The organism is Sorangium sp. So ce1153, assembly GCF_051521595.1.
Taxonomy (GTDB): Bacteria; Myxococcota_A; Polyangia; order Polyangiales; family Polyangiaceae; genus Sorangium.
Map to the genome: position 1 here is coordinate 4,724,462 of NZ_CP150361.1, position 24,729 is coordinate 4,749,190.

Below are 24,729 nucleotides of genomic sequence, written 5' to 3' on the forward strand. Positions count from 1 at the left end.
CTGTCAAGCCCGCTCCGGGCGCGCGGCATCGAACGATGCGCGCGATGGTCAGCTGCTATCCTGCCCTCGACGGCGCAGCGACATCGCCGGCTCGCTCCCGCGGCGCGCGCATCGCGCCTTTCGACGAGCTCTCGATCGAACAGCGCACCAGACGCTCGCGCGCGGGGCTACGCCCGCCCGAACCTGAGCAGCAGCCCGAGCCACCCCCTCGCGAGGTAGAGGCCGTTGATCAGCACGTAGATCCAGAAGAACACGTCGAGCCGCCCCGCGAGCGCGAACGCCCAGATGTGGCTCGGGTAGTGGTTCAAGAAGCGCAGGAACGTCGTGACGAGCGCCGCCGCCCGGGCGGCGGGCGACCGGGGGCGCTGCTCGGTGACGGTCTCGTAGTACGCGGAGACCGACGTCTCCTTGCCGCTGATCTCCGGGCGTCGGACGAAGTTCGTCAGCGAGATCGCCGAGGCGATCACCGCGACGCCGACGACGCCGGCGAGCAGGAAGCGCGCGTCGCCGGCGGGCCAGAGCGCCCCGTCGAGCCCGAGCCCGCCGCCGCGGAAGAAGCGCACCGAGAGGGCGCCCGAGAGCAGCACCGCCTTGAGCTCGTCCGTGAAGAAGTCGAAGAGGTGGCCCTCCTTCGAGGCGAGCTGCTTGTGGCGCGCGAGCATCCCGTCGGCGCAGTCGAGGAGATAGCTCAGCTCGAGCACGGCGATCGCGGCGAGGCCGCCGGCCGCCGTGGGCAGGGCGACGAGCAGCGCCGCCGCCACCACGAACACGGCGAGGTTGAGCAGCGTCACCTGGTTCGGCGTGATCGCCGTCCGCGCGAGGAGCGCGACGACGCCGCCGGCGAGCGGGCGCATCACGTAGGTGTTGAAGAGCTGATCGTGCTTCTTCCGCGTGGCCAGGTAGATCTGCTTCGCTTCGCCGAGCATGTCCGGCGCATCCTAGTGCCGCGCGCGAGAAATCCCGCCGAATTTCTGGCCGCCGCCCCGCGGCGGAGACGCGCGGTCCTAGCGCCGTTCCCCGCCGTTCCCCGCCGTTCCCCACCGTTCCCCGGAGTCCCGCGCCCGCGCCGCCGCCCCGCGGCGGAGGCGCGCGGTCCGAGCGCTGTCTCCTCCGAGCTTCGCGGCGCTCCGCCCCGCCTCGCGCCCGCCTCACGGCGTCCTCACGGCTAGATGCGCGAAGCACAGGCCCGGTTTCCTCCGCGCTTCGCGCCGGTGACGCAGAGCTCGTCCGCCGCTGTCGCCCGCCGTCGCCGTGTCCGCCAGAGCCCGGGTAAAAGCCCCGGCGCGAGCCGCCGAGCGGCTTCCCTCGTGCGGCAGGAACGTCTATCAAAGGATCTTCATTACATCAGGCCTGTTCCCCCGGGCGGGAACGAAGCATTCCGGCGGCATCCCCGCTGTTCAGTCGCGCACGGAGAAGATCGGATGAAGCGTTCCATTCGCGGTCTCACGCTCTCGCTGGCGCTCTTCGCCGGCTCGCTCGCGCACGCGCAGCCCGCCAGGCGGCCCGACGTCAACGCCTACCGGCTCGCGCCGAAGGCGGCGAGCGCCCTCTCAGATGCGCGCGCCACGGCCCGCGCTCGCGCCGCGCGCGCGGGCGGGATCGTCACGGCCGTCGACGAGCAGCGCGGCGTCCCGAACTTCCTCTGGGCGGCGCGCGGCGCCGCGCCGGCCGTGGCCGCGGGCGTCACCCCGGAGGCGGCGGCCCGGATGCACCTGGGCCGGTTCGCCGCGGCCTACGGCCTGAGCAGGGCCGCGCTGGAGACGGCGCGCGTGGTCCACGTGCACGACATCGGGCAGGGGCCCGTCATCGTCACCCTGCGCCAGCGCGTGGACGGCGCCGACGTCTTCCAGACGGACGTGAAGGTGCTCATGCGGCAGGGCCTCGACCTCGTCGCCATCTCCGGCAACCTGCACCCCGCCGCCGTGCCCGCGAAGACGAGCTCGAGCCGCCGCGCGTTCCGGCTCTCGCCGCGACAGGCGCTCGCCACCGCGCTCGCCGACCTCTACGGCATCCACCCGGGGCCGAGCGGCGTCGTCGACCTCCAGCGCCCCGCGGGCGACTACCAGGCCTTCGACCTCGCGCCGAACAGCGCGCTCCGGGCCGCGAACCTCCACCTGGTCGAGCCGGCCCGCGTGAAGAAGGTCCAGTTCCCGATGCCGGACAAGGTGGTGCCGGCGTACTTCGTCGAGTTCATCGCGGGAGCGGTCAAATCGGTCTCCTCGGACGCCTACGACTACGTGATCGCGGCCGACGACGGCCGCGTCCTCTACCGCCGCAACCTGGTCGAGAACGACGCGTTCAACTACCGCGTCTGGGCCGAGACCACGGGGAACGGGCGGCCCCTCGACGGGCCTCAGGCCGACTTCGTGCCGCACCCGACCGGCTCGCCGGACGGGTCCCAGCCGGCGTTCATCCCGGCGCAGCTCGTCTCGATGGAGGGGTTCAACAGGAGCCCGGACGGCGGCGCGGACCCGTGGCTGCCGCCGACCGCGGTCCAGACCCGCGGCAACAACGTGGACGCCTACGCGGACCACAAGGACCCCGACGGCTACTCGAACGGCGACGTCCGGGCGATCACCTCCGCGGACAAGACGTTCGACTACGTCTACGACCCGGTGGCCGAGCCCCTGTCGAGCGAGGCGCAGACCATGGCCGCCGTGACCCAGCTGTTCTACGTGAACAACTGGCTCCACGACTGGTACTACGACTCCGGCTTCAACGAGGCCGCCGGCAACGCCCAGCAGGACAACAAGGGCCGCGGTGGTCTCGGCGGCGACCCGATGCTCGCCGAGGCGCAGGACGGCGCCCTCACGCCGGAGGGGCCGCGCAACAACGCGAACATGAACGCGATGTCCGACGGCACCTCGCCGCGGATGCAGATGTACCTCTGGAACAGCCAGGATGTCCGGCGCACGCTGACGCTCGATCCGGGCGGCGCGAGCGTGAACACCGGGACGGCGGCGTTCGGGGACACCAACTTCAACCTCTCGGCCCAGATCGCGCTGGTCGACGACGGCACGGACGCGACCCCCGACGACCCGGTGGACGGAACGCGGGACGGGTGCGAGGCGCCGCTCCACAACGTCGCGGGCAAGATCCTGCTCGTCGATCGGGGCGGCTGCACCTTCAAGCAGAAGGCCGTCAACGCCGAGGCCGCCGGCGCGGTCGCCCTCCTCATCGCGAACAACGCGCCCGGCGTGCCCGCGCCGGGCATGTCGAACGGCGCGCCCACCGACGTGGTGGTGAACATCCCGGTGCTCTCCACGTCGTTCGAGGACGGGGTCAGCCTCAAGGCGGCGCTCCTCGAAGGGCCGGTCACGGCCGCGATGGAGCGCGTCCTCGGGATCGTGCGCGACGGGACGATCGACAACACCGTCGCCGCCCACGAGTGGGGGCACTTCATCCACCGGCGCCTGACCCAGTGCGGCACCGAGCAGTGCAGCGCGCAGAGCGAGGGCTGGGGCGACTTCCTCGCGCTGCACCTGATCGTCCGCGAGGGCGACGACCTCGGCGGCACCTTCGCGACCTCGATCTACGCGTCGGAGGAGAGCGGCGACAGCGGCTACTTCGGCGGACGCCGGTCGCCTTACACGGTCGATCTCACCAAGAACGGGTTCACGTTCAAGCACATCTCCGATGGCGAGGAGCTCCCGGAGCAGCCGAGGAACGACGGCGGCGGGCCGGAGAACTCCGAGGTCCACAACGCCGGCGAGATCTGGGCGCTCATGCTGTTCGAGGGCTACGTCGGGCTGCTCACGCGGGAGGAGGACGGCAGCCGCGTCTACACGTTCGAGGAGGCGCGGCGGCTCATGTCGCACATCATGGTGGCGGGGCTCAAGCTCGCGCCGGTGGACGCGACCTACACCGAGCAGCGCGACGCCCTGCTCGCGGCGGCGTACGCGCGCAGCGAGGCCGACATGCTCGCGCTCGCGGCCGGCTTCGCGAAGCGCGGGGCGGGGACGTGCGCCGTGTCCCCGCCGCGCGACTCGGACGACTTCGTCGGCGTCGTCGAGGGCTTCGACCTGAAGCCGTGGAGCGCCCTCTCGGTGGGCGAGCCTCGGGACGGCGTGCGCTCGTGCGACGAGGACGGCTTCCTCGACGCGGGCGAGCGCGGCACCGTGGCCCTCGAGGTGCGGAACTCGGGGCCCGTGCCGCTCGTCGGGGCCGAGGCGACCGTCTCCTCGACGAACGCCCACGTGTCGTTCCCGGGCGAGACGACGTTCGAGCTGCCCGAGATCCCCCCGTTCGGGTCGAAGACGGTCGAGGTCGAGGTCAGCGTGGACGAGGCGCTGGCGGCCGTGGAGACGCTCGAGCTGCGCGTCGAGGTGGCGGCCCCCGAGGCGTGCGAGCCGACGGTCGTCGACGTCGCCGGGGCGCGCCTCAACGTCGACGACGTGCCGGGTTCGTCGACCGTCGAGTCGGTCGAGAGCGAGGTGCCGGTGTGGGCGAAGGACGGCGAGGAGGCGGACGCCATCTGGTCGCGCGAGAAGACGGACCTGACGAACCACGCGTGGCGCGGCATCGACTTCCCGAGCCTGTCCGACACGCAGCTCGTCTCGCCCGCGCTCTCGGTCGGGACCACCGAGCCGCTCGTGATCAGCTTCAACCACCGCCACTCGTTCGAGATCACGCCGGCGACGGCGGCCGCGGCGGCGGTCCACTGGGACGGCGGGCTCATCGAGATCAGCGACGATGACGGCGCGACGTGGCAGGACGTCGCGACGTTCGCGGATCCCGGGTACGGCGGCCCGATCGGCAACACGGTCGACGAGCCGTCGGTGAACCCGCTCGCCGGCCGCCAGGGCTTCGTCGGGGAGAGCGAGGGCTGGCCGGAGCAGGTGCCGGTGACGCTGGACCTCGGCACGGCGTTCGCGGGGAAGACCGTGAAGGTGCGCTTCCGCATCGGGACCGACGCCGCCGCGGGCGATTTCGGCTGGGAGATCGACGACATCGAGGTCCGCGGCATCCAGAACAAGCCGTTCGGCGCGCTCGTCACCGACCCGCCCGGGTGCGGTGAGCCGCCGGTCGGCGAGGGCGGCGCTGGCGGCGAGGGTGGGGCAGGCGGCAGCGGCGGCGAGGCCTCCGGCGGCGAGGGCGGCGCTGGCGGCAGCGGCGGCGAGGCCTCCGGCGGCGAGGGCGGCGCTGGCGGCAGCGGCGGCAGCGGCGGCGCCGACGTCCCGACCGACAACCCCGGGCCTTACGCCGAGGGCGACGGGTGCGGCTGCGAGGTCGCGGGCAGCTCGACGACGACGACGACGGCGGGGCCGCTGGCCACGCTCCTCGCCATGGCCCTGGGGGTCGTGCGGCGGCGGCGCCGGCGCGCGGTCCGCTGATAGTTCCCGCCGGGGCGCTCAGTGCCGGGCGCGGTGCGAGCCGGGCGCGCCCGCGTCCGGCGGCTCCTCGCTCCACTCGACCGCGATCGAGTCCTCCTTCGCGCCCTCCGGGCGATGCCACTCCACGGTGATCGAGTCCGCGTGCGCGGGCGGCTCTTCGCTCCAGTCGACGGCGATGGAGTCGGCGACGGCCGGGGCGCTCGCGGGGCGCACGCGGACGGTGGCGGGCGCGCGCTCCTCGTCGGCGCCGGCGGCCGGCTGCTGCCCGTGCAGCGTGATCGCGTCCGGATCGAGCGCGTGCGCGAACCGCGACGCGTACGGGGGCGGCTCGCTGCGCAGGAGGGCGCGCACGTCGTCGAGCATGTGGCGCGCGTCGGGGTAGCGCTGGTCGCGGTCGAAGGCGAGCGCGCGGTCGACGACGAGGCACACGTCGCGCGGCGTGCGCGGCGCGCGGTGGGCGAGCGGCGGCGCCGGCTCCTTGCCCATCTTCAGCAGGAGATCGAAGTCGGTGCTCGCCTCGTGCACGTGGCGGCCGGCGATCAGGCGGAACATCGTGGCGCCGACCGCGAACAGGTCGGCGCGGGCGTCGATGTCGCGGCCCTTCGCCTGCTCCGGCGGCATGTAGGGGGTCGTGCCGAGCACGATGCCCATCCGCGTGAGCTCCCCCTGGAGGCTGGAGTCCTGCCGGATCCGCGCGAGCCCGAAATCGAGCACCTTGATGCGCGGGCCGAGGCCGGGCAGGGGCGTGCTGCCCGGGTCGTCGCCGACGACGTACAGGTTGGGCGGCTTGATGTCGCGGTGGATGATCCCCTGCGCGTGCGCCGCGCCGAGCGTGTCGAGCACCTGCGCGGTGAAGCGGAGCACCTCGGCGAGCGGGAGGCCACCGAGGCGGCGCTCGCGCTCGGCGAGCGACTCGCCCACGAGCAGCTCCATGACCAGGAACGGCGCCCCGTCCTCGGAGACGTCGATGTCGCGGATCTCGACGGCGCCCGGGTGGCGGAAGCGGTTCGCGGCCTGCGCCTCGCGCTCGAACCGGTCGCAGATCTCCTTCGACTTCGCCGCCTGCGGGTGCAGGATCTTGAGCGCGTCGCGGCGCCCGATGCGGTGGACACCGACGTAGACCGCGGCCATGCCGCCCGCGCCGAGCAGCCGCTCGAGCGTCCACTTGTTGCGGATCGTGGTCCCCACGCGTCGTAAGGCCGTGTCGCTGGTCATGGGGTCCTTGCGCCCATGGAAGCGGCGCAGCCGCACGCGGTCAAGCTGGAGACGGGCGACGCGCGCCCCTGTCGAGCGTCGGTTCAAGCCTCGCGCTCCGCAGGCTGGCGAGGGTCGCGCGCGCGTTCCACACCTCGGCGTGTGGAGCGCGCGCCGGAGCAGACCGAGCAGGCCGAGCAGACCGAGCGATCTGTGCCGCTACTCGGACCGCGGCTCGACGAGCGGCGCGTCGCCGGACTCGGGGCCGAGCCGCTCCACCTCGCTCCAGAGGGCGTCGAGGTCGAGCGTGAGCCCCTCGAGGCCTGGCACGCCGGAGACCACGCCGTCCGCCGCCGCGCGCGCGTGCACGTAACGGCCGTCCGCCCCGAGCTCGAGGAGATCGATCGTCGTCCCCTGCGGGTCGATGAGCCAGTACCAGCGCACCCCGAAGAGCGCGTACTCGTGCAGCTTGTCCACGCGGTCGCGGCGCGCGTCGCGCGGCGAGGGAGAGATCACCTCGACCATGATGTCGGGAGGCGCGTGGATCACGCCGCGGCGCGGCGGCTTGCGGCTCCCGGGCAGGTACGCGGAGGCGTCCGGCTTCCTGCCGGAGGAAGAGGTCACCGCGAACTTCGCCTCGGACCCCAGCACCAGCCCCCCTCGCGCGACGAGCCAGCTCCGGAGCACCCCGATGATCCAGGTCACGACGACCTCGTGAACCGCGTCCGGCACCTCTTCCTCCGCGAGCAGGCCGTCCACGAGCTCGCCCGGTTCGTCCTCCGGCAGGCCGGTCCAGTCGGCCAGGGTGAGCCTCGGCCTGGCCGGCGCCTCGCTGGCGGCGCTCTGCCTGATCGCGATTGCGCTTTGCATCACCACGATGATGTCCAGCGTAGCACGCCGTACCTGCATTCCGGAGCGCGCCGCCCGGTGGCCAGCTTCCGTCCCGCGGCCTCCCGGCGCCGGCCGCCCTCCCGCTTTCTCCCCACGGTCGAGCCGGCTACCCTCGGCGGGATGTTTCACCCCGTCGTGGACCGGTGGTTCCGCGAGCGCTTCGGCGCCCCCGCCCCCGCGCAGGAGCGCGCCTGGCCGGTCATCGCCGCCGGCCGCGACACGCTGATCAGCGCGCCCACCGGCGCCGGCAAGACGCTCGCGGCGTTCCTCTTCTGCCTCGACCGGCTCGTCCGCGACGCGGCGCGAGGGGCCCTCGAGGACCGGACAGACGTCCTTTACATCTCGCCCCTGAAGGCGCTCTCCCACGACGTCCACCGGAACCTGGAGCAGCCGATCGCCGAGATCTCCGCGGCCATGGAGCAGGCCGGCCTCCCGCCGCCGGGCATCCGGGCCGTGGTGCGGACGGGCGACAGCCCCGCGCAGGACCGGCGCGCCATGGCCGCCCGGCCGCCGCACGTGCTCGTCACCACGCCGGAGTCGGCGTTCATCCTGCTCACGAGCGAGTCGGGGCGGCGCGCCCTCTCGGGGGTGCGCACCGTGATCCTCGACGAGGTGCACGCCGTCGCGGGCGACAAGCGCGGCGCCCACCTCGCGCTCTCGCTCGAGCGGCTCGAGGACCTCGTCGTCAGCCGCGGCGGCGCCCGGCCGCAGCGCGTGGGCCTCAGCGCCACGATCCGACCCATCGAGATCGCCGCGCGGCTCGTCGCCGGCGCGCGCGAGCTGCCGCAGATCGTCGACGTCGGGCAGCGGCGGGACCTCGACCTCGCCGTCGAGGTGCCCCGCGACGAGCTCGGCGCTGTCTGCACGAACGAGCAGTGGGCCGAGATCTACGATCGCCTCGCGGCGCTCGCGGCCGGGGCGCGGTCGACCCTCGTCTTCGTCAACACGCGCCGCCTCGTCGAGCGGCTCGCGCACGCGCTCGCCGAGCGGCTCGGCGAGGACGTCGTGGCCGCCCACCACGGCAGCCTCTCGAGGGCGCGGCGCCTCTCGGCGGAGCGGCGGCTCAAGGCCGGGGAGCTCCGCGTCGTCGTCGCGACGGCGTCGCTCGAGCTCGGCATCGACGTCGGCGCGGTCGACCTCGCCTGCCTCATCGGCTCGCCGCGGTCGATCAACGTCGCCCTCCAGCGCATCGGCCGCTCGGGCCACGCGCTCGCCGCGACGCCGCGCGGGCGGCTCTTCCCGCTGACGCGCGACCAGCTCGTCGAGTGCGCGGCGATCGTGCGCGCGGCGCGGCGCGGCGAGCTCGACCGGATGACGTCGCGCGAGGGGCCGCTCGACGTGCTGGCGCAGCAGATCATCGCCGCGTGCGCGTGCGAGGACCGGGACGAGGAGGGGCTCTACGCGCTCGTGCGCCGCGCCGCGCCGTACGCCGACCTGTCGCGCCGCGAGTTCGACGCCGTCGTGGCCATGGTGTCCGGCGGCGCCGCGAGCGCCGCGGAGGAGGGGGCCTCCGCCGCCCGGGGCGCGCGCCAGCGGGCCGGGTCGCTCGTCTACCGCGACGCGATCGGCGGCCGGCTGCGCGGGCGGCGGGGCGCGCGGCTCGCGGCGCTCACCTCGGGCGGGGCGATCCCGGACATCGCGGCCGTGGACGTGGTGCTCCAGCCCGGCGGCACCAAGGTCGGCACGCTCGACGAGGACTTCGCGATCGAGTCGTCCGCGGGCGACGTGTTCCTGCTGGGCAACACGTCGTGGCGCGTGCTCCGGCTGGAGGGCGGGCAGATGTGGGTCGAGGACGCCCACGGCGCCGCGCCGACCGTGCCGTTCTGGCTGGGGGAGGCGCCGGCGCGCACGCCGGAGCTCTCGGCCGAGGTCGCGGCGCTGCGCGCCGAGGTCGCCGCGCGGCTGGAGGAGGAGCGGCGCGAGCACACGCGCGGCGAGCGGACCGGGGCGCAGCGCGGCCAGGGCGGCGGCGAGGAAGCGCGCGCGGCCAGGTCGGGGACCGCGCGCTGGCTCATGGAGGAGTGCGCGCTCGACGCGCGCGGCGCGCTGCTCGTGCGCGACTACATCGAGGCGGGGCGCGCGGCGCTCGGCGCGGTGCCGGGCGGCGCGACCGTCGTGGTGGAGCGCTTCTTCGACGAGGCCGGCGGGCAGCAGATCGTCGTCCACACGCCGCTCGGCGGCCGCGTGAACCGCGCGCTCGGGCTCGCGCTCCGCAAGCGCTTCTGCCGCTCGTTCGACTTCGAGCTCCAGGCGGCGGCGACCGACGACGGCGTGCTGCTCTCGCTGTCGGCGGAGCACGGGCTGCCGCTCGAGGAGGTGCTCGATCTGGTCCGCCCCGAGGGCCTCGAGGAGGTGCTCGTCCAGGCGGCGCTCCAGGGCCCGATGTTCCGCACGCGCTTCCGCTGGGCCGCGTCCCGCGCGCTCGCGCTGCTGCGCTTCCGGGGGGGGCGGCGGGTGCCGCCGGCGCTCCAGCGCATGCGCGCCGACGACCTCCTGCTCTCGATCTTCCCCGAGCAGCAGGGCTGCCAGGACAACCACGGCCTGTTCGCGCACGTCGATCCCCCGGACCACCCGCTGGTCCGCGAGGCGCTGCGCGACTGCCTGACCGAGCTGATGGACGTCGAGGGCCTTCGCGCGCTGCTCGTCGGCCTGCGGAGCGGGGCGATCCGGGCCGTCACGCTCGACACGCCGGAGCCGAGCGTCTTCTCGCACGAGATCCTGAACGCGAACCCCTACGCCTTCCTCGACGACGCCCCGCTGGAGGAGCGGCGCGCCCGCGCGGTCCGGGTGCGGCGCGGGCTCCCGGTGGAGGTCGCCGAGCGGCTGGGCGGGCTCGATCCGGAGGTCATCGCCGAGGTGGTCGACGAGGCGCGGCCGGACGTGCGCGACGCGGACGAGCTGCACGAGCTGCTGCTCGACCGGGTCGCGGTCCCCGCGGAGGAGGGGATCCGGAGCGGCTTCGCGCGGCTCTTCGAGGCGCTCTGCGCCGCCGGGAGGGCGGCGGAGGTGCGCGCGCCGTCCGTGGACGGCGCGCGCGGCGCGGGCGGCGGCTCGTCGGGCGTGGGCGGCGCGGGCGGCGCGGGCGGCGCGGGCGGCGCGGGTGGCGGCTCGCCGGGCGCGCCGCGCTGGGTAGCGACCGAGCGGCGGCCCCTCGTGGAGGCGATCTGGCCGGAGGCCGTCTTCGCGCCCGACGTCGCCGTGCCGCCCGCCCTGCGCGCGGACGGTGGCGCCGACCGCGGCGCCGCGATCACGGCCCTCGTGCGCGGCTTCCTGAGCGCCGCGGGGCCGGTCTCGACCGAGGAGCTGGCGCGGCGGCTCGACGTGCCCGCGTACGAGGCGCTCTCCGCGCTCGCGCGGATCGAGCTGGCGGGCGGCGCGCTGCGCGGGCGCTTCCGGTCGAGCGCGCCGGCGGGGTCGGCGCAGGCAGGAGCGGGCGGGGCAGGGTCGCCGGGCGCTCCCGGCGCACCGGTCGCACCGGGCGCACCGGTCGCGCCTGGCGCACCGGTCGCGCCTGGCGCACCGATCGCGCCGGGCGCTCCCGGAGCACCGATCGCGCCTGGCGACATGTCGCTCGAGTGGTGCGACCGCCGCCTCCTCGCCCGCATCCACCGCCGCACCGTCACCGGCCTGCGCAAGGCGATCGAGCCGGCGACCGCGGCGGAGCTCATCCGGTTCCTCCTTGCGTGGCAGGGCGTGCGGCCGGGCACGCAGGCGCGCGGGCCCGGGGGCCTCGGGCGCGTGATCGAGCAGCTGCAGGGCTTCGAGCTCGCTGCCGGGGCGTGGGAGCGGGAGGTGCTGCCCGCGCGCGTCGCCGGCTACGACCAGGGGTTGCTCGACGCGCTCTGCCTTTCCGGCGAGGTGGCCTGGGGCCGCGTGGTCCCGCGCGAGGCGGCGGCGCCCACGCGCGCGGCGCCGATCACGCTGGCGCTGCGCCGCGATCTCCCGTGGCTCCTCGCGCCGCGCGAGGCCGAGGGGGAGCCGCCGCCGGCGTCGCTCTCCGAGCCGGCCCAGGGCGTGCTGTCGTTCCTTTCGCGCGCGGGCGCGTCGTTCTTCGACGACATCGTCGCCGGGGCGGGCCGCTCCCGGGCCGAGGTCGAGGAGGCGCTCTGGGAGCTCGTCGCCGCCGGCCTCGTGACCGGCGACGGCTTCGCGGCCCTGCGCTCGCTGCTCGGCGGCGGCGGGGCCGAGGCGCTGGGCGCAGGGCGGCTGCGCGGCGGGACGCGCCGGACGGGCCCTGTCGCGTCGGGCAGGTGGTCGCTCCTGCGGCCGCGCGCGGAGGCGTTCGCGCCCATCGCCGGCGGCGCCGGCGGCGAGGGGAGCGACGGCCTCGACGTGGTCGAGGCGCTGGCGCACCAGTACCTCCGCCGCTACGGCGTCGTCTGCCGCGAGCTGCTCGCGCGCGAGCCGCGGCCGCCGGCGTGGCGCGACCTCCTCCGGGTCTACCGCCGGCTCGAGATGGCGGGGCAGCTCCGGGGCGGGCACCTCATCGCCGGCTTCGTGGGCGAGCACTTCGCGCTGCCCGAGGCGCTGGACGCGCTCCGCGCCGTCCGGCGCGAGCCGCCGTCCGGGGAGATCGTCCAGCTGTGCGCGTGCGATCCGCTCAACCTGGTCGGCATCGTCACGCCGGGGCCGCGCGTCCCGGCCGCGCTCGGCAACGTGGTCATCTACCGCGACGGCGTCCCGCTCGCGCCGATCGCCGCCGCGCCGGTCGAGCGGGCGCGCGTGGTCAGCGTTGCTTCCGGTGCTGCGGTGTGAGCTGCGCGCCGCGAGGTCTCGCGACGATGGCGACGAGGATCAGCATGGCTGCGGGACGCCGCTGAGCCCTCGCGCGCGCCACCGCTTCACGGGTGGTGCGTTGAAGGAGGAGACGGATCGAGGAGCCGTCGCGCGGCGAGGGGCACGGTGCGCGCGCCCTGACCGTATACTCGGACAATGCATCCATCCAACTGCAGCACTTACATTCGTGCCCTCGTGGTGCTCTCGGCCGCCGCCCTCGGTATCGCCGCCTGCTCTCCCAAGGTGAGGAACTATGGTGGTGGGAGCGGGGGTGTCGGCGAGGGCGGAGGCGGGAGCGGCGATGGCGGCGCCGACCCGGCCGGCGGCGGTGGAGACGGCGGCAGCGGGAGCGGCAGCGGGAGCGGCGGAGGGGGAGGCGGCCAGACGGCCGAGCCCGGCCGGTTCCAGTGGGCGCTCCAGATCGGCGAGAACGGCTACGATTCGGCCGTCAGCGTCGCGGTGGACCCGCAGGGGAACCCGGTCGTCATCGGGTCGTTCTCCGGCGCCATCGATCTCGGCGGCGGTCCCATCGTCGCTCAGGAGGGCTCCGCGTCCTACCTCGCGAAGTTCGATCGAGACGGCAAGCACCTCTGGAGCAAGTCGTTCAGCCTGAGCCTCCCCCGTGGCCAGCACGTCGCGCACACGAGCACCGGCGCGCTGTTCGTGGGAGGGAGCTACTTCCAGCACCTCGATTTCGGCGGCGGGCCGCTGCCCGAGACCGGCGGCGGGCTCGGGCTCGCCAAGTTCGAGAGCGAGCTCGGCAAGCTCGAGTGGAGCAAGGGGTTCGGCGATCAGTACTCGAAGGAGCTGAGCTACGTGGCTGTCGACAGCGCGGGCGCGGTGCTCATCTCCGGCTCGATCGGCGGCACGGCCGACTTCGGCGGCGGGCCCATCGGCGACGAGATCAGCGGCAATGCGGTCTACGTCGCCAAGCTGGACCCGGCGGGCAATCACGTCTTCACGAAATACATCGATGACCAGAGGGCCTGGCTGGGGGCCGGCGGGCTGGCCGCGGACGCGCAGGGCAACGTCGCTGTCGCGGGCACGTTCGAGCAGAACTTCACCGTCGATCCGGCCTCGCCGCCCCTCGTCTCGCGCGGAGGAAACGATATCTTCTTCGCGATGCTGGCGCCGGACGGCGCGCTGCTGTGGCAAAAGGCGTTCGGCGACAGCCTCTACGACACGGCCTCTCAGGTGGCGTTCGACGCGACTGGCAACGTCTTCCTCGCCGGCGTGTTTCAGGGGAGCGTCGACTTCGGCGGCGGCGCGCTCGTCGCGCTCGGCACGAAGCCGAACTTCTTCGTCGCCAAGTTCGATCCGGCGGGAAATCACCTCTTCAGCCGGGGCTTCGGCGATTCGGAGCGGCAGGACGTCGCGTCGATCGCGATCGACCCTTCAGGCAACGCGGTCATCACGGGGACGTTCCTCGGGAGGATCGATCTCGACGGCGCCGTCCTCACGAGCAAGGGCACGGCGACGGATCCCAACGGGCAGTCGAACGGCGGCGACATCTTCATCGCCAAGCTCGGGCCCGGCGGCGAGCACCTGTGGAGCCGCCAGATCGGCGATCCAGACATCCAGTCCGCGAGCGGCGTGGCCGTCGGCCCCAAAGGCGAGGTGTTCGCCGTCGGCTCCTTCCGCGGCACCATCGACCTCGGCGGCGGTCCGGTGACGACGCGCGGCGAGAGCGACGGCTACCTGGTGAAGCTCGGCCCCTGAGCATCACACGCCGGCGGGAGCGCGGCCGCGATCCGCGTCGCCCCACCGGAGATCGCCGCCCGAAGCGCGCGCTGGCGAGAGAAGGCCGGAGCCCCGCGCGCCGCGCCGCGCCCGTGACTGTACGCGGCGTCGACCTGCCAGAGCGCACATTGCGCCCCAACGCTGATGCGTCAATATCCTCGTCCAACAACGCGCTCGGGGGGGCGTTCCTGGTCATCCGAGGCCACCGACATGTGGATTGCCCCTTCCTCGCTTCGACATCCCCGCGCCTCCACCTGCTGCACGCCGGGCCGCTCGCCGCGCCAGTTCAGGGTGCCCTGGACGGTCTTGTTCGCGTGCCTGGCCGTCCTTCTTCACGGCCCTGGGTGCGGCAAAGGCGACTCGGCTCGGGCTGAGGGCGCGAAGCCGGAGGGCGCGAAGGCCGAGTCCGGAGGCAAGGCGGATAAGGCCGCTCCCGACGCCAAGGAGGTGACACTCGCCCCCGTGACAGAGCTCGTAGTTGAACAAACCATCGACATCTCGGGGACCCTGGACGCCGATGAGCAGGTGACGGTCGGGGCCAAGTTGCCAGGCCGCGTCGCCTCGATCGCGGTCGATCTCGCGAGCCCTGTCCAGCGAGATCAGGTCATTGCTCAGCTCGAGACGCGCGATTACGAGCTGCGCATCGAGCAGGCGGCAGCCGCGCTGGCGCAGAGCCGCGCTCAGCTCGGCTTGCCTCAGGACGGGCCTGACATGGAGCTCGATGTCGAGAGCACGGCCATCGTGCGAGAGGCCCTCGCGACGCTGAAGGAGGCGCAGGCCAACCAGATCCGCGCGCGCAACCTCGCTCAGGAGGGGCTGATGTCGGGCATGGACCGCGACGCGGCCGAGGCGGCGGCGGTCCGCGCGGAGACGGCCGTGCAGTCCGCGCGCGAGGAGGTGCGCATCCGCCAGGCGACGGTGCGCCAGCGGCGCTCCGAGCTGCGCATGGCGCGGCAGCAGCTCGCCGACGCCGTGGTGCGGTCGCCGATCGACGGCGTCGTCCAGGCGCGCCGGGCGAGCGTGGGCCAGTACCTCGCCGCCGGGGCGCCGGTCGTGGAGATCGTCAGGATCGACCCGCTGCGGCTGCGCGTGGCCATCCCGGAGACGGACGCGGCCGGCGTGCGCGCCGGGCAGCAGGTGCGCGTCACCGTCCCGGGGGACAGCGCGGTCTACGCGGGGACCGTCGCGCGCCTCGCGCCCGCGCTCGACCAGCAGAGCCGGACGCTGCTCGTGGAGAGCGACATCAAGAACCCCGGCCACCTGCGGCCAGGCAGCCTCGTCAGCGCGCAGATCGTCGTGAGCTCGAAGCCCGCGCCGTCGGTGCCCGCGAGCGCCATCGTCCGGTTCGCCGGCCTCACGAAGGTGATCACGGTCGAGAACGGCAAGGCGAAGGAGAAGCAGGTCGCCACCGGGAGGGCCGCCGGGGATCGCATCGAGATCGTCTCCGGCCTCGCGGCGGGGGAGTCCGTCGTCGCCAAGCCAGGCTCGCTCCAGCAGGGGCAGCCGGTGCGCGTGGTGGAGGGGGGCTAGGATGCAAACGCTCGCCAGGATCTGCATCCAGCGGCCCGTCTTCGCCGCGATGCTCGGGCTCGCGCTCGTCGTCGTCGGCTCCGTCGCGTACTTCAAGCTGGGCGTGGATCGCTTCCCCGCCGTGGACCTGCCCACGGTCTCGGTCCGCACCGCGCTGCCCGGCGGCGCGCCCGAGGACGTCGAGGCGGAGATCACCGAGGAGATCGAGGAGGCGGTCAACACGGTCGAGGGGATCACGGAGCTCCGCTCGATCTCGTCGAGCGGCAACTCCGTCGTCATCGCCACCTTCAACCTCGACCGGGACGTCGACTCGGCGGCTCAGGACGTGCGCGACCGCGTGCAGGCGGCGCTGCGCAGCCTCCCCGCGGGCACCCAGCCGCCGATCATCGCGAAGCAGGACAACGACTCGACCCCGGTGATGTCGATCGCCCTGTCCGCCGATCGATCGATCCGGGAGCTCACCGAGGTCGCGGACAAGCTCGTGCGCGTGCAGCTCGAGCGCTCGTCGGGCGTCGGCGAGGTGCGCGTCGTGGGCGGGCAGGAGCGCGCCATCAAGATCTGGCTGAACGCCGATCGGCTCGCCGCCTACGGCATCCCGATCACCGCCGTCCGCGACGCCATCGTCCAGCAGAACGCGAACATCCCCGCGGGGAACGTCACCGGGAAGGAGGAGGAGCGGACGCTGCGCACGATGGGCCGCCTCGAGAACGCGGGCGACTTCAACAACCTGGTCGTCGCCAGCGTCGACGGGCGGCCCGTCCGGGTGCGCGACATCGGCCGTGCCGAGGACGGCACCTACGAGCAGCGGTCGCTGGCGCGCCTCGACGGCAAGCCCACCGTCGTCCTCGACGTCGTGCGGCAGTCGGGCGCGAACACGGTCGCGGTGATCGAGGCCGTGAAGGCCAACGTGGCGAAGCTCACCGAGCAGCTGCCGGCGGACGTGAAGCTCGAGGTGATCCGCGACCAGTCGGGCTACATCTACACGGCGCTGCACGAGATCAACGTGCACCTCGTGCTCGGCAGCATCCTGGCCTGCGCGGTCGTCCTCCTGTTCATGAGGTCGTGGCGCTCCACGATCATCGCGGGGATCGCCATCCCGACGTCTGTCGTCGCGACGTTCGGCATGATGTGGGCGCTCGACTTCACGCTGAACAGCGTGACGATGCTCGCGCTCGTGCTGATGGTGGGCATCGTCATCGACGACGCCATCGTCGTGCTCGAGAACATCTTCCGCTTCGTCGAGGAGAAGAAGATGGATTCCTTCGAGGCGGCGAGGGCCGCCACGCAGGAGATCGGGCTCGCCGTCCTCGCGACGACGCTGTCGCTCGTCGTCATCTTCGTCCCCGTGTCGTTCATGTCGTCGATCTCGGGGCGCTTCCTGTTCCAGTTCGGGATCACCGCCACCGTCGCGATCCTCGTGAGCCTCCTCGTCAGCTTCTCGCTGACCCCGATGATGAGCGCGCGCCTGCTCCGCAAGGAGGCGAGCCGCGCGCACGAGGCGGAGGGCGGCGAGGGCGAGGTGAAGACGCGCCAGGGCTTCTACGGGCGGCTCGAGGCCAGGTACACGGGCGCCCTCGCCTTCGCGATGCGGCACCGCGCGCTCGTCGCCGTCTCCGCCCTCCTGGTGATGGCGTCGGCGGTGCCGCTCTACGGGCTCGTGAAGCAGGAGTACATCCCCTCGGGCGCGGACGACGCCGAGTTCGAGATCCGCGTCACGGCCCCGCTCAGCGCGAGCATCGGCGCGATGGACGACGTGATGCGGCAGATCAGCGAGGACGTCCGCGGGGTGCGCGGGGTGCGGAGCGTGCTCGCCACGGCGGGCGGCAGCTTCGTCGGCGGCGTCAGCTCGGGCGAGGCGTTCGTCCGCATCGCCCCGCACGACGAGCGCACGTTCTCGATCACGCGCCTGTTCCGCGAGACGTTCTCGGGCAACCCGCTCCGCGCGTTCCGGGACAATTACTCGCAGAACGAGGTGATGCAGGAGGTGCGGCGCAAGCTGCGCAAGTACTCCGACCTGCGGATCTCGGTCCGCAACGTGCCGTCGTTCAACATCGGCGGCGGGAACTTCGAGATCGACTTCGCCATCCAGGGGCCCGACATCGAGGCGCTCGAGCGCTACGCGAACGAGCTCCGGGACCGCTCCGCGAAGCTCGGCGGCATCGTGGACGCGGACGTGACGCTGAAGATCGACCGGCCCGAGCTCCGCGTGCTGATCGACCGCGAGCGCGCCGCGGATCTCGGGGTCCGGACGGACGACATCGCGACCGCGCTGCGCCTGATGGTGGGCGGAGACGAGGAGGTCTCGCGCTTCCGCGACGAGCTCGCGAACGAGAACTACGACGTACAGCTGCGGCTCATCGAGGAGGATCGCGACCGGCTCTCGGCCGTCCGCCGCCTGTACGTGCCCCGGACGACGCGCGCCTCGCCGGCGCCCGCGGCGGCGTCCGCCGGCGCCGCGGCGCCACCGGCGGCCGCGTCGCCGCTGCTCCGGGGCGACCTCGTGCGGCTCGACAACCTGGTGCGCATCGAGGAGGCGAAGAGCCCGTCGCGCATCGACCGCCTCGACAGGCAGCGGGTATCGAGCCTGCGCGCCGGCGTCGCTCCCGGCTACGCGCTGGCCGACCGGCTGGAGGCGCTGCGCGGCGCCGCGCGCGAGATGGACATGCCCTCGGCGTACACGACCAGCGTGCGCGGCCGCGGCGCGGAGCTGGAGCGCACGTTCGGCGAGTTCATCTGGGCGTTCCTCCTGTCGATCGTGCTCATGTACATGATCCTCGCGTCGCAGTTCGAGAGCCTCGTGCACCCGGTCACGATCCTGCTCTCCCTCCCGCTGTCGGTGCCGTTCGCGCTGCTCAGCCTGTGGGCGACGGGGAACACGCTCAACCTGTACTCGGCGCTCGGCTTCCTCGTGCTGTTCGGCGTGGTGAAGAAGAACTCGATCCTCCAGGTCGACCACATGAACAAGCTCCGCGCCGAGGGCATGCCGCGCGCGGAGGCGATCCTCCAGGCGAACCGAGACCGGCTGCGGCCCATCCTCATGACCACGCTGGCCCTCGTCGCGGGCATGCTCCCGCTCTGGCTGGGCACGGGGCCCGGGGCCGAGGAGCGCCACACGATCGCCGTGGTGGTCATCGGCGGCCAGTCGCTGAGCCTGCTGCTCACGCTGATCGTCACGCCTGTCTCGTACTCGCTGCTCGACGATCTCGCGCACAGCGAGCGATGGGGGCGCCTGCGGGCGCGCGTGGGCGCGCTCCGCGAGCGGGCGTCGGCGCGCGTCGGCCAGCTCGTCGCGCGCGTGCGCGCGCGACGGACAACGTAGGCCGGGCGTGCGCGCGCGCGACGGACAACGTGGGCCGCGCGGCGCCGGGGCCGGTCACCCCTTCGCGATGCCGAGCGCGGCCACGGTCACCGAGACCCAGCCCGCGAGCAGCAGCAGCCCGCCGAGCGGCGTGACCGCGCCGAGGGCGCGGGTGCCGGTCAGGGTCATCACGTAGAGGCTGCCGGAGAACAGGAGCACGCCGCCCGCGAAGAGGAAGCCGGCGGCGGTCGCTGAAGGCCCGCCGGTGCGCGCGGCGAGGTGGGCGGCCAGCGCGAGCGCGAGCGCGTGGATGAGGTGGTACTGGGATCCGGTCTGCCACCAGGAAGCGCGCAGCGCGCCGTCCGGCAGCGCGTCCAGCCGCGCCTTGAGGCCGTGGGCGCCGAACGCGCCGAGCGCCACCCCGAGGAACCCGTAGACGCCCGAGAGCACGAAGAAGAGCCGTTCCATCGGGCGCGGAGCTTAGTCCATGGCCAGAGCGCGTCACGAGGCGCGCGCGCGGCCGCCGCGGGCTCGCGCGGCAGCTCCATCGCCGGCCGCCGCGGGCGACGCCCCGGTTGACGGCCTCCTTGCCGTGCGGTCTCGTAGAGGTGCTCGGGGGAGGAGCGCAGCAGAGCTCCCCGCGGAGGCCTGTGGGCATGGCGAGCGAGCCGGACCAGAACCAGAGCGCGGACCAGGAGCTCAACGCCCTGCGCGAGACGCTCGCGGCGCGAGAGCGCGAGCTCGCCGTCAAGGACGGGGGCGACATCCAGGGGTTGCGCACCAAGGTGCGGGCCTCGGTGGCGCTCGGCATCCTCGGCCTGGCCCTCTACGCGGCGCACTTCGGCTCGTGGCAGACGTTCGCCGAGGCGTTCGCCGCGGGCATCCTCGTCACGGGCGCCGCGGCGCTCGTGGGCATCCTCCTCGGGTTTCTGTTCGGGATCCCGCGCACGGTGGTCGACGACGGCGGCGCGCCCCAGGCGAGGGCCGCCGCGGCCGCCGGCCGCGTGGACGGCGTGGTGGCGGTCTACTCGCCGAACACGAACCTCGAGCAGATCTCCGACTGGCTCTCCAAGATCCTCGTCGGCGTCGGTCTCACCCAGCTGAACGACATCCCCTCTGCCCTCGTGCGCTTCTCCGTCTGGCTCGGCTCGGGCATGCCGCAGCACCCGGAGGCGGGGAAGTTCGCGCTCGGCGCCATCGCCTACGCCTCCGTGTTCGGCTTCCTGTACGGCTACATCTGGACGCGCGTGGTCCTGAGCCCGATGTTCCGGCGCGCCGACGAGCACCTGCGCAAGGCGATGGTCCGCCTGGCGATCGCCGAGCGCTCGGCGAGCAAGGCGATCGCCGACGCCGCCGTGGCCGAGCGCTCCGCCACGGAGACCTTCGAGCGCGCGCAGGCCAGGGCCGAGCAGGTCCTGCTCCAGGCGAAGCAGCGCGCCGAGCAGCTCGAGGACGCGATGAAGCGGATGCTCGACCGGCTCTACGACCCCCCCGAGCGCATGGGGTACGCGGACGCGATCCGCATCGCCGAGGAGTACATCGCCCGCGAGGGAGAGCCGGACAACTTCCTCTTCTGGCTGCGCTACGCGGCGGCGCAGGGCCAGCGCGCGGCGCGCGAGCCCAGGGTGTACGAGGAGGCGAAGCGGTGCGCGCTCGAGGCGGCCCGCAAGGTCCTCAGCCAGAGCCAGGAGATGGGCCGCTACTGGCTCTCGCTCCTGTGGCACCCCGAGCACCCCCAGCGCACGCCGGGCGAGGACGACCTGGAGGTGTTCTTCAACGAGCCCGAGTTCAAGGCGCTGATCGGCGACGAGCCCTACATCCCCGTGAAGTGAAGCGCGCCGCGCCTCAGCCGCCTGGGGCCGGCCGCCGCGGGAAGATCGTCCCCCGGATCTCCTCGGCGGGCGCCCCGAACGTCGCCGCGAGGAGGCCGAGGACCAGCCGGTTCAGCCGGCCGTCCGGCGGCGACTTGACCGCGATCACGAACGCGGCGTCGACCGGCGCGCCCGCGTGCCTCGCCGCCCGCTCCGCGAGCGCCGCCGCCTCGCCCTCGGAGAGCGCCGCCCGCCGCGCCACGCGGATCTTCACGTAGAGCGCGGCCCGCATCAGCGCGTGGTAGCCGTGCATCCACGCCATCCAGCGCTCCTCCGGGCCCCCGGCGAGGGCCCGCGCGAGCGCCTCGCCGCGCCGCTCGATCTCGTCGGCCGGGAGGTTGTCGAGCTCGTTCAGCGCACCCGGGAACTCCCCCGCGAGCGCGCGGAACACCTCCTTGCCCGGGATCGGCTCGCCCGCCGCACGCGCGCGCCGGAGCTCCGCGAGCGTGCGGTACTTGCGCGCGAGCTGCGACAACACCTCCGGCGAGAGCCGCGCGCCGCCGGGTATCGCGCCGGAGGTCACAGCCAGCCGCGGGGGAAGGCGAGCACGTCTTCGAGCGACGACACCCCGTCCGCGGGCGCGAAAGCGCGGTACCATTCGAGCATCGTGAGCTCCATGTCGCGCCTGTCCCCGAGCCCTCCGCGCCGGGAGCAGCGCGCGAGCTGGAAACAGCGCGGGACGGCGTCCTTGACGATATCGAGCGCGCCGCGGCCGACGTGCGCCGTGCCGGGCAGGGGTGACGCCGCGCCGGCGATGTCGCTCGGGGCGACCGTGTCCGGGGACACGGTCGAGGTGTTTGTTTCAGAGAGAGCCACGTGGACCTGCGCCGGACGTCCCCGAGACATACCACGCATGCTCACCAGGGAGTTCAGGCAAGAAGCCAACGAGGGCCACACATCCTCACTTTTCCGGGGGAGCGCCGCGCCGCTCCTCCTTGAACACCCAACGTAACTCGATACGTTGGTCGCGCTCGTCGGTCCGGCCTCGCCGCGCCTCACGCGAGCGCTGCTTGCAGAAACCCAGCCGGAGAGAAGATCCATGAGACGACAGCTGCTCTTGCTTCCGTTGACCGCGCTCGCAACCCTGGTGTCCGCGGGGTCTGCCGCCGCGTCCGACTGGCACGTCGTCGACGCGCTCCGCGGGGGCGACGCGCTCCGCGGGATCCGGCCGGGCGCGCCCGCGGCGGCCGTGTCCGCCCGCGGCGCGGCGAGCGCGCGCGAGGCGGCGGAGGTGTATCTGAAGCACGCTGCCTCCGAGCTCCGGCTTCATGGCGTCACGCTTCGTTATCAGAAGGAGCTCCCGGCCGGCGATCACCGCACCGTCCGGTTCGAGCAATTCCACGCCGGCCTGCCCGTGCTCGGCGCCGCCGCGGCGGTCCATGTCACCCCGGACAACCTCGTGAAGGTCGCGGTGGTCGACGTGGCGCGGGAGCTGTCGGTGCCGCCGACGCCGAAGTACCGGGAGGAGGCCGCGCAGGAGGTGGTGGAGGCGACGTACGGGATGACGCTCGCCCAGCGGCCGAGCGCGGCGCTCGCCGTGTTCCCCGAGGCGGAGACGGGGGGCAAGCTCGTCTGGGTCGTCGACGTCCGGTCCGAGCGCGGCGGGGACCGCTACCTCGTCGACGCGCACACCGGGAAGATCGTCCACCGGCGGCCGCTCGCCGTCGACGCGCGCGGGCGCGTCTACCCGATCAGCTCCGCGGTCACGCCCGAGCCCGAGGATCGCGAGCTGAGCGATCTCGACGCCGCGGATCCCCAGACCCTGAGCGGCTGGAGCGGCAACCTCAAGGTGACGAACTACGTGGACGGCGATCTCGCGTCCGGCGTCCCGCTCACCCTGGAGCAGAGCGTCAGGCCGAACTCGGGGGACGACTTCCTGTACGACCCGCCCGCGAGCGAGCACGACGCGCACGACCAGTTCGCGCAGGTGGGCATCTATTACCACCTCACCCGGATGCGCGACTACTTCGCCTCGATCCATCAGCTCGACATGACCGCGCCGAGCTGGCGCCTGATCGCGGTCGCCAACATGCTGGAGTCGGGTCGCCCGATGGACAACGCGTTCTTCTCGGCCGAGGGCGCCGAGGCGCCGTTCAACGCGCCGAACCTCATCGCCATCGGCCAGGGCTCGTATTTCGACTTCTCGGACGACTCCGACGTGTTCCTCCACGAGTTCACTCATTACATCTCCGCCAACGCGGTCGGCTACAACGAGGGTCAGTTCGCGATGAGCGATTACGGCCTCTCCCCCTGGGGCGGCAGCATCGATGAGGGCCTCGCGGACTACTTCGCCTGCTCCGTGAACGGCGACTCGACGCTCGGCGAGGCGACGCTCGCGCTCTTCGGGATGCAGCGCGAGCTCTCGGACAGCGCGAAGACGTGCCCTGACGACCTGATGGGCGAGGTGCACGAGGACGGCGAGCTGGTCGGCAGCGTCGCGTGGTCCTTGCGCGAGAAGTTCGGCCAGGCCGTGGGCGACAGGCTGGTCTGGACCGCGATGACGCTGCTCACTCCCAACGGCTCGCTCGACGACTTCGCGCGGGCGCTCCAGACCGCGGCCGGCGACCTGGTGAGCACCGGCGCGCTCTCGGCGGAGGACGCCGCCGCCGTCGACGCGCTGCTCGAGAGCCGGGGCCTGACCGACTGCGGCGAGGTGCTCGACCTGAGCGGGGGCAAGCTGCGGCAGACGCAGATGTTCGGCATCGACTCGCTGATCCTGGGCTCCGGCGCGTCGTGCGCCGAGGTCCGCGGGCAGATCAGCCTCCAGAGCCTCTTCCACTTCAAGAGCACGCCGGATCGGACCGCGAAGGGTATCCGCTTCACGGTGCAGCTCCAGCCCTCGGACGGCAACGACCTCGAGTGGAGCATCTACGTCAGGGCAGGCCGGCATGTCGGCTTCTCGTCGACCGGCTTCCTGCCGGTCGCCACGAGCTATGACTACAGCGTCGAGAAGATCACGGACACGTACGGTGAGATCGTCATCGACGAGACCTCCGATCCGCCGTTCAACCCGGCGCAGACGTATTACATGGTGATCGGTCACGAGAACTGCCCGGCCACCTTCGCGACGGTGGAGAGCGCCGATATCGGGGTCGAGCCGCCGGTGGATCCCGTGGACCCCGTGGACCCTGTTGAGCCGGAGACCGGCTCGTCGGGCGGCGCGACGCCCGAGCCGACCCGCTATCCGCCCGCGGACACGAAGGTGGAGGGGTGCGCGTGCCGCGCCGCCGCGCCGAGCGCGCCCGCTGCCCCCTGGGCGGCGCTCTCGGGGATCGCGCTCGCCGGTGCGGCGGTGCTCAGGCGCCGCGCGCGCCGGGCTCGCGGCTGAGCCGCCGCCCGTCATCACCAGAGGCTTTCCTCGTCAACGTAGAAAGCCCGAGAACAAGAGAAGAAAAACCACAGAGGCACAGAGGGCACAGAGAAGAGAAGGAGAGATAATTTCTTCTTTCCCTCTCCTCTGTGTCCTCTGTGCCTCTGTGGTTAAAATCTTCTCTTCGAATACCTGGCCCGCACGCTGACGGTATCGTCGTGCGAAGGGGAACAGCCGGAAGAGTGTTCTGAGAAAGATCGTCTGTGAGCGTTGGGCGCTAGCGACCGCCGGCGCCGCCGGCCCCGCCATTGCCGCCCGTGCCGGCCGCGCCCGCGCCGCCTCCGCCGTTGCCACCCGCGCCATTGCCGCCGGCCCCGCCGTCGCCGCCCGTGCCGCCGCCGTCGCCGCCCGTGCCGCCGCCGTCGCCGCCCGTGCCGCCGCTGCCCGTTCCCGTGGCGGGACCGGTAGCGGTCGTGCTCGTGGTGGTACCGGTGCCGGTCGAGCTGGCGGTCGTCGGCTCCTGGGAGGGATCGCAGACCTGCGTGATGACGCCCGGCCTGCAGCAGCGATGCTGTTGCTGTTGCTGGCCGATCGCCCTGCACTCGAGGCCGGCGGCGCAGTCCTCGCTGCCGTTCGCGATCTCGCAAGGCTCGCCCTCGCGCTGGTCGCTGCAGCTCGCGGCGGAGGCGACGATCGCCGCGGCGAGCGCGGCCAGGAGGAGCGCGGGGCGCAGGGCGTTCTGCGACGTCTTCGGGGCTTTCACGCGCGCTGGTCTAGCAGAACCAG

General features: G+C 73.2%; 14 protein-coding genes. 7 read left to right on the forward strand and 7 right to left on the reverse strand.

Features of this window, described 5'->3' with window-relative positions; all coding sequences use genetic code 11:
- Positions 1 to 167: 167 nt before the first annotated feature.
- The gene (locus WME85_RS16890; RefSeq protein WP_437839512.1) at positions 168 to 926 is read right to left on the reverse strand and encodes a CDP-alcohol phosphatidyltransferase family protein; all 759 of its coding nucleotides are present in this window, start codon (positions 924 to 926) and stop codon (positions 168 to 170) included.
- 495 nt (positions 927 to 1,421) lie between these two features.
- Here WME85_RS16890 and WME85_RS16895 point away from each other — a divergent pair, with 495 nt between their 5' ends.
- Entirely contained in the window at positions 1,422 to 5,333 is a 3,912-nt protein-coding gene (locus WME85_RS16895; protein ID WP_437839514.1) for a M36 family metallopeptidase, read from the forward strand.
- 18 nt (positions 5,334 to 5,351) lie between these two features.
- Here the strand turns inward: WME85_RS16895 and WME85_RS16900 are convergent, their stop codons facing one another.
- Both WME85_RS16900 and WME85_RS16905 read right to left on the reverse strand, forming a co-directional pair.
- Positions 5,352 to 6,548 (reverse strand): serine/threonine-protein kinase, encoded by a 1,197-nt coding sequence (locus WME85_RS16900; protein WP_437839516.1) that lies wholly within the window; start codon positions 6,546 to 6,548, stop codon positions 5,352 to 5,354.
- Between the two features lie 198 nt (positions 6,549 to 6,746).
- A complete protein-coding gene (locus WME85_RS16905; RefSeq protein WP_437839518.1) occupies positions 6,747 to 7,397 on the reverse strand; it encodes a Uma2 family endonuclease in 651 nt (216 codons plus the stop codon).
- A 141-nt stretch (positions 7,398 to 7,538) separates the two neighbouring features.
- On the opposite strand from WME85_RS16905, the gene WME85_RS16910 reads away from it, so the two are divergent.
- From WME85_RS16910 to WME85_RS16925, 4 genes are all read left to right on the forward strand, one after another.
- Entirely contained in the window at positions 7,539 to 12,173 is a 4,635-nt protein-coding gene (locus WME85_RS16910) for a DEAD/DEAH box helicase (RefSeq protein ID WP_437839520.1), read from the forward strand.
- 177 nt (positions 12,174 to 12,350) lie between these two features.
- Positions 12,351 to 13,913 (forward strand): hypothetical protein, encoded by a 1,563-nt coding sequence (locus WME85_RS16915; protein ID WP_437839522.1) that lies wholly within the window; start codon positions 12,351 to 12,353, stop codon positions 13,911 to 13,913.
- A 483-nt stretch (positions 13,914 to 14,396) separates the two neighbouring features.
- A complete protein-coding gene (locus tag WME85_RS16920) occupies positions 14,397 to 15,464 on the forward strand; it encodes an efflux RND transporter periplasmic adaptor subunit (protein ID WP_437839524.1) in 1,068 nt (355 codons plus the stop codon).
- Position 15,465: 1 nt separating this feature from the next.
- The gene (locus WME85_RS16925) at positions 15,466 to 18,783 is read left to right on the forward strand and encodes an efflux RND transporter permease subunit (RefSeq protein ID WP_437839527.1); all 3,318 of its coding nucleotides are present in this window, start codon (positions 15,466 to 15,468) and stop codon (positions 18,781 to 18,783) included.
- 54 nt (positions 18,784 to 18,837) lie between these two features.
- Here the strand turns inward: WME85_RS16925 and WME85_RS16930 are convergent, their stop codons facing one another.
- A complete protein-coding gene (locus tag WME85_RS16930) occupies positions 18,838 to 19,230 on the reverse strand; it encodes a DUF423 domain-containing protein (RefSeq protein WP_437839530.1) in 393 nt (130 codons plus the stop codon).
- A 188-nt stretch (positions 19,231 to 19,418) separates the two neighbouring features.
- Between WME85_RS16930 and WME85_RS16935 the strand changes: the two genes are divergently transcribed.
- Entirely contained in the window at positions 19,419 to 20,594 is a 1,176-nt protein-coding gene (locus WME85_RS16935) for a hypothetical protein (RefSeq protein ID WP_437839532.1), read from the forward strand.
- A 13-nt stretch (positions 20,595 to 20,607) separates the two neighbouring features.
- Here the strand turns inward: WME85_RS16935 and WME85_RS16940 are convergent, their stop codons facing one another.
- Entirely contained in the window at positions 20,608 to 21,156 is a 549-nt protein-coding gene (locus WME85_RS16940) for a hypothetical protein (RefSeq protein ID WP_437839535.1), read from the reverse strand.
- Positions 21,153 to 21,449, reverse strand: coding sequence for a hypothetical protein (locus WME85_RS16945; RefSeq protein ID WP_437839537.1), 297 nt, complete (start codon positions 21,447 to 21,449; stop codon positions 21,153 to 21,155). Before WME85_RS16945 ends, WME85_RS16940 begins: the two co-directional genes overlap by 4 nt.
- Before the next feature lie 223 nt (positions 21,450 to 21,672).
- Between WME85_RS16945 and WME85_RS16950 the strand changes: the two genes are divergently transcribed.
- The gene (locus WME85_RS16950; RefSeq protein ID WP_437839539.1) at positions 21,673 to 23,961 is read left to right on the forward strand and encodes a hypothetical protein; all 2,289 of its coding nucleotides are present in this window, start codon (positions 21,673 to 21,675) and stop codon (positions 23,959 to 23,961) included.
- Between the two features lie 259 nt (positions 23,962 to 24,220).
- On the opposite strand, the gene WME85_RS16955 is transcribed toward WME85_RS16950, so the two are convergent.
- Positions 24,221 to 24,706 carry a hypothetical protein gene (locus WME85_RS16955; protein WP_437839541.1) on the reverse strand — a complete coding sequence of 162 codons (486 nt, stop codon included), beginning with the start codon at positions 24,704 to 24,706 and terminating at the stop codon, positions 24,221 to 24,223.
- Positions 24,707 to 24,729 lie beyond the last annotated feature (23 nt).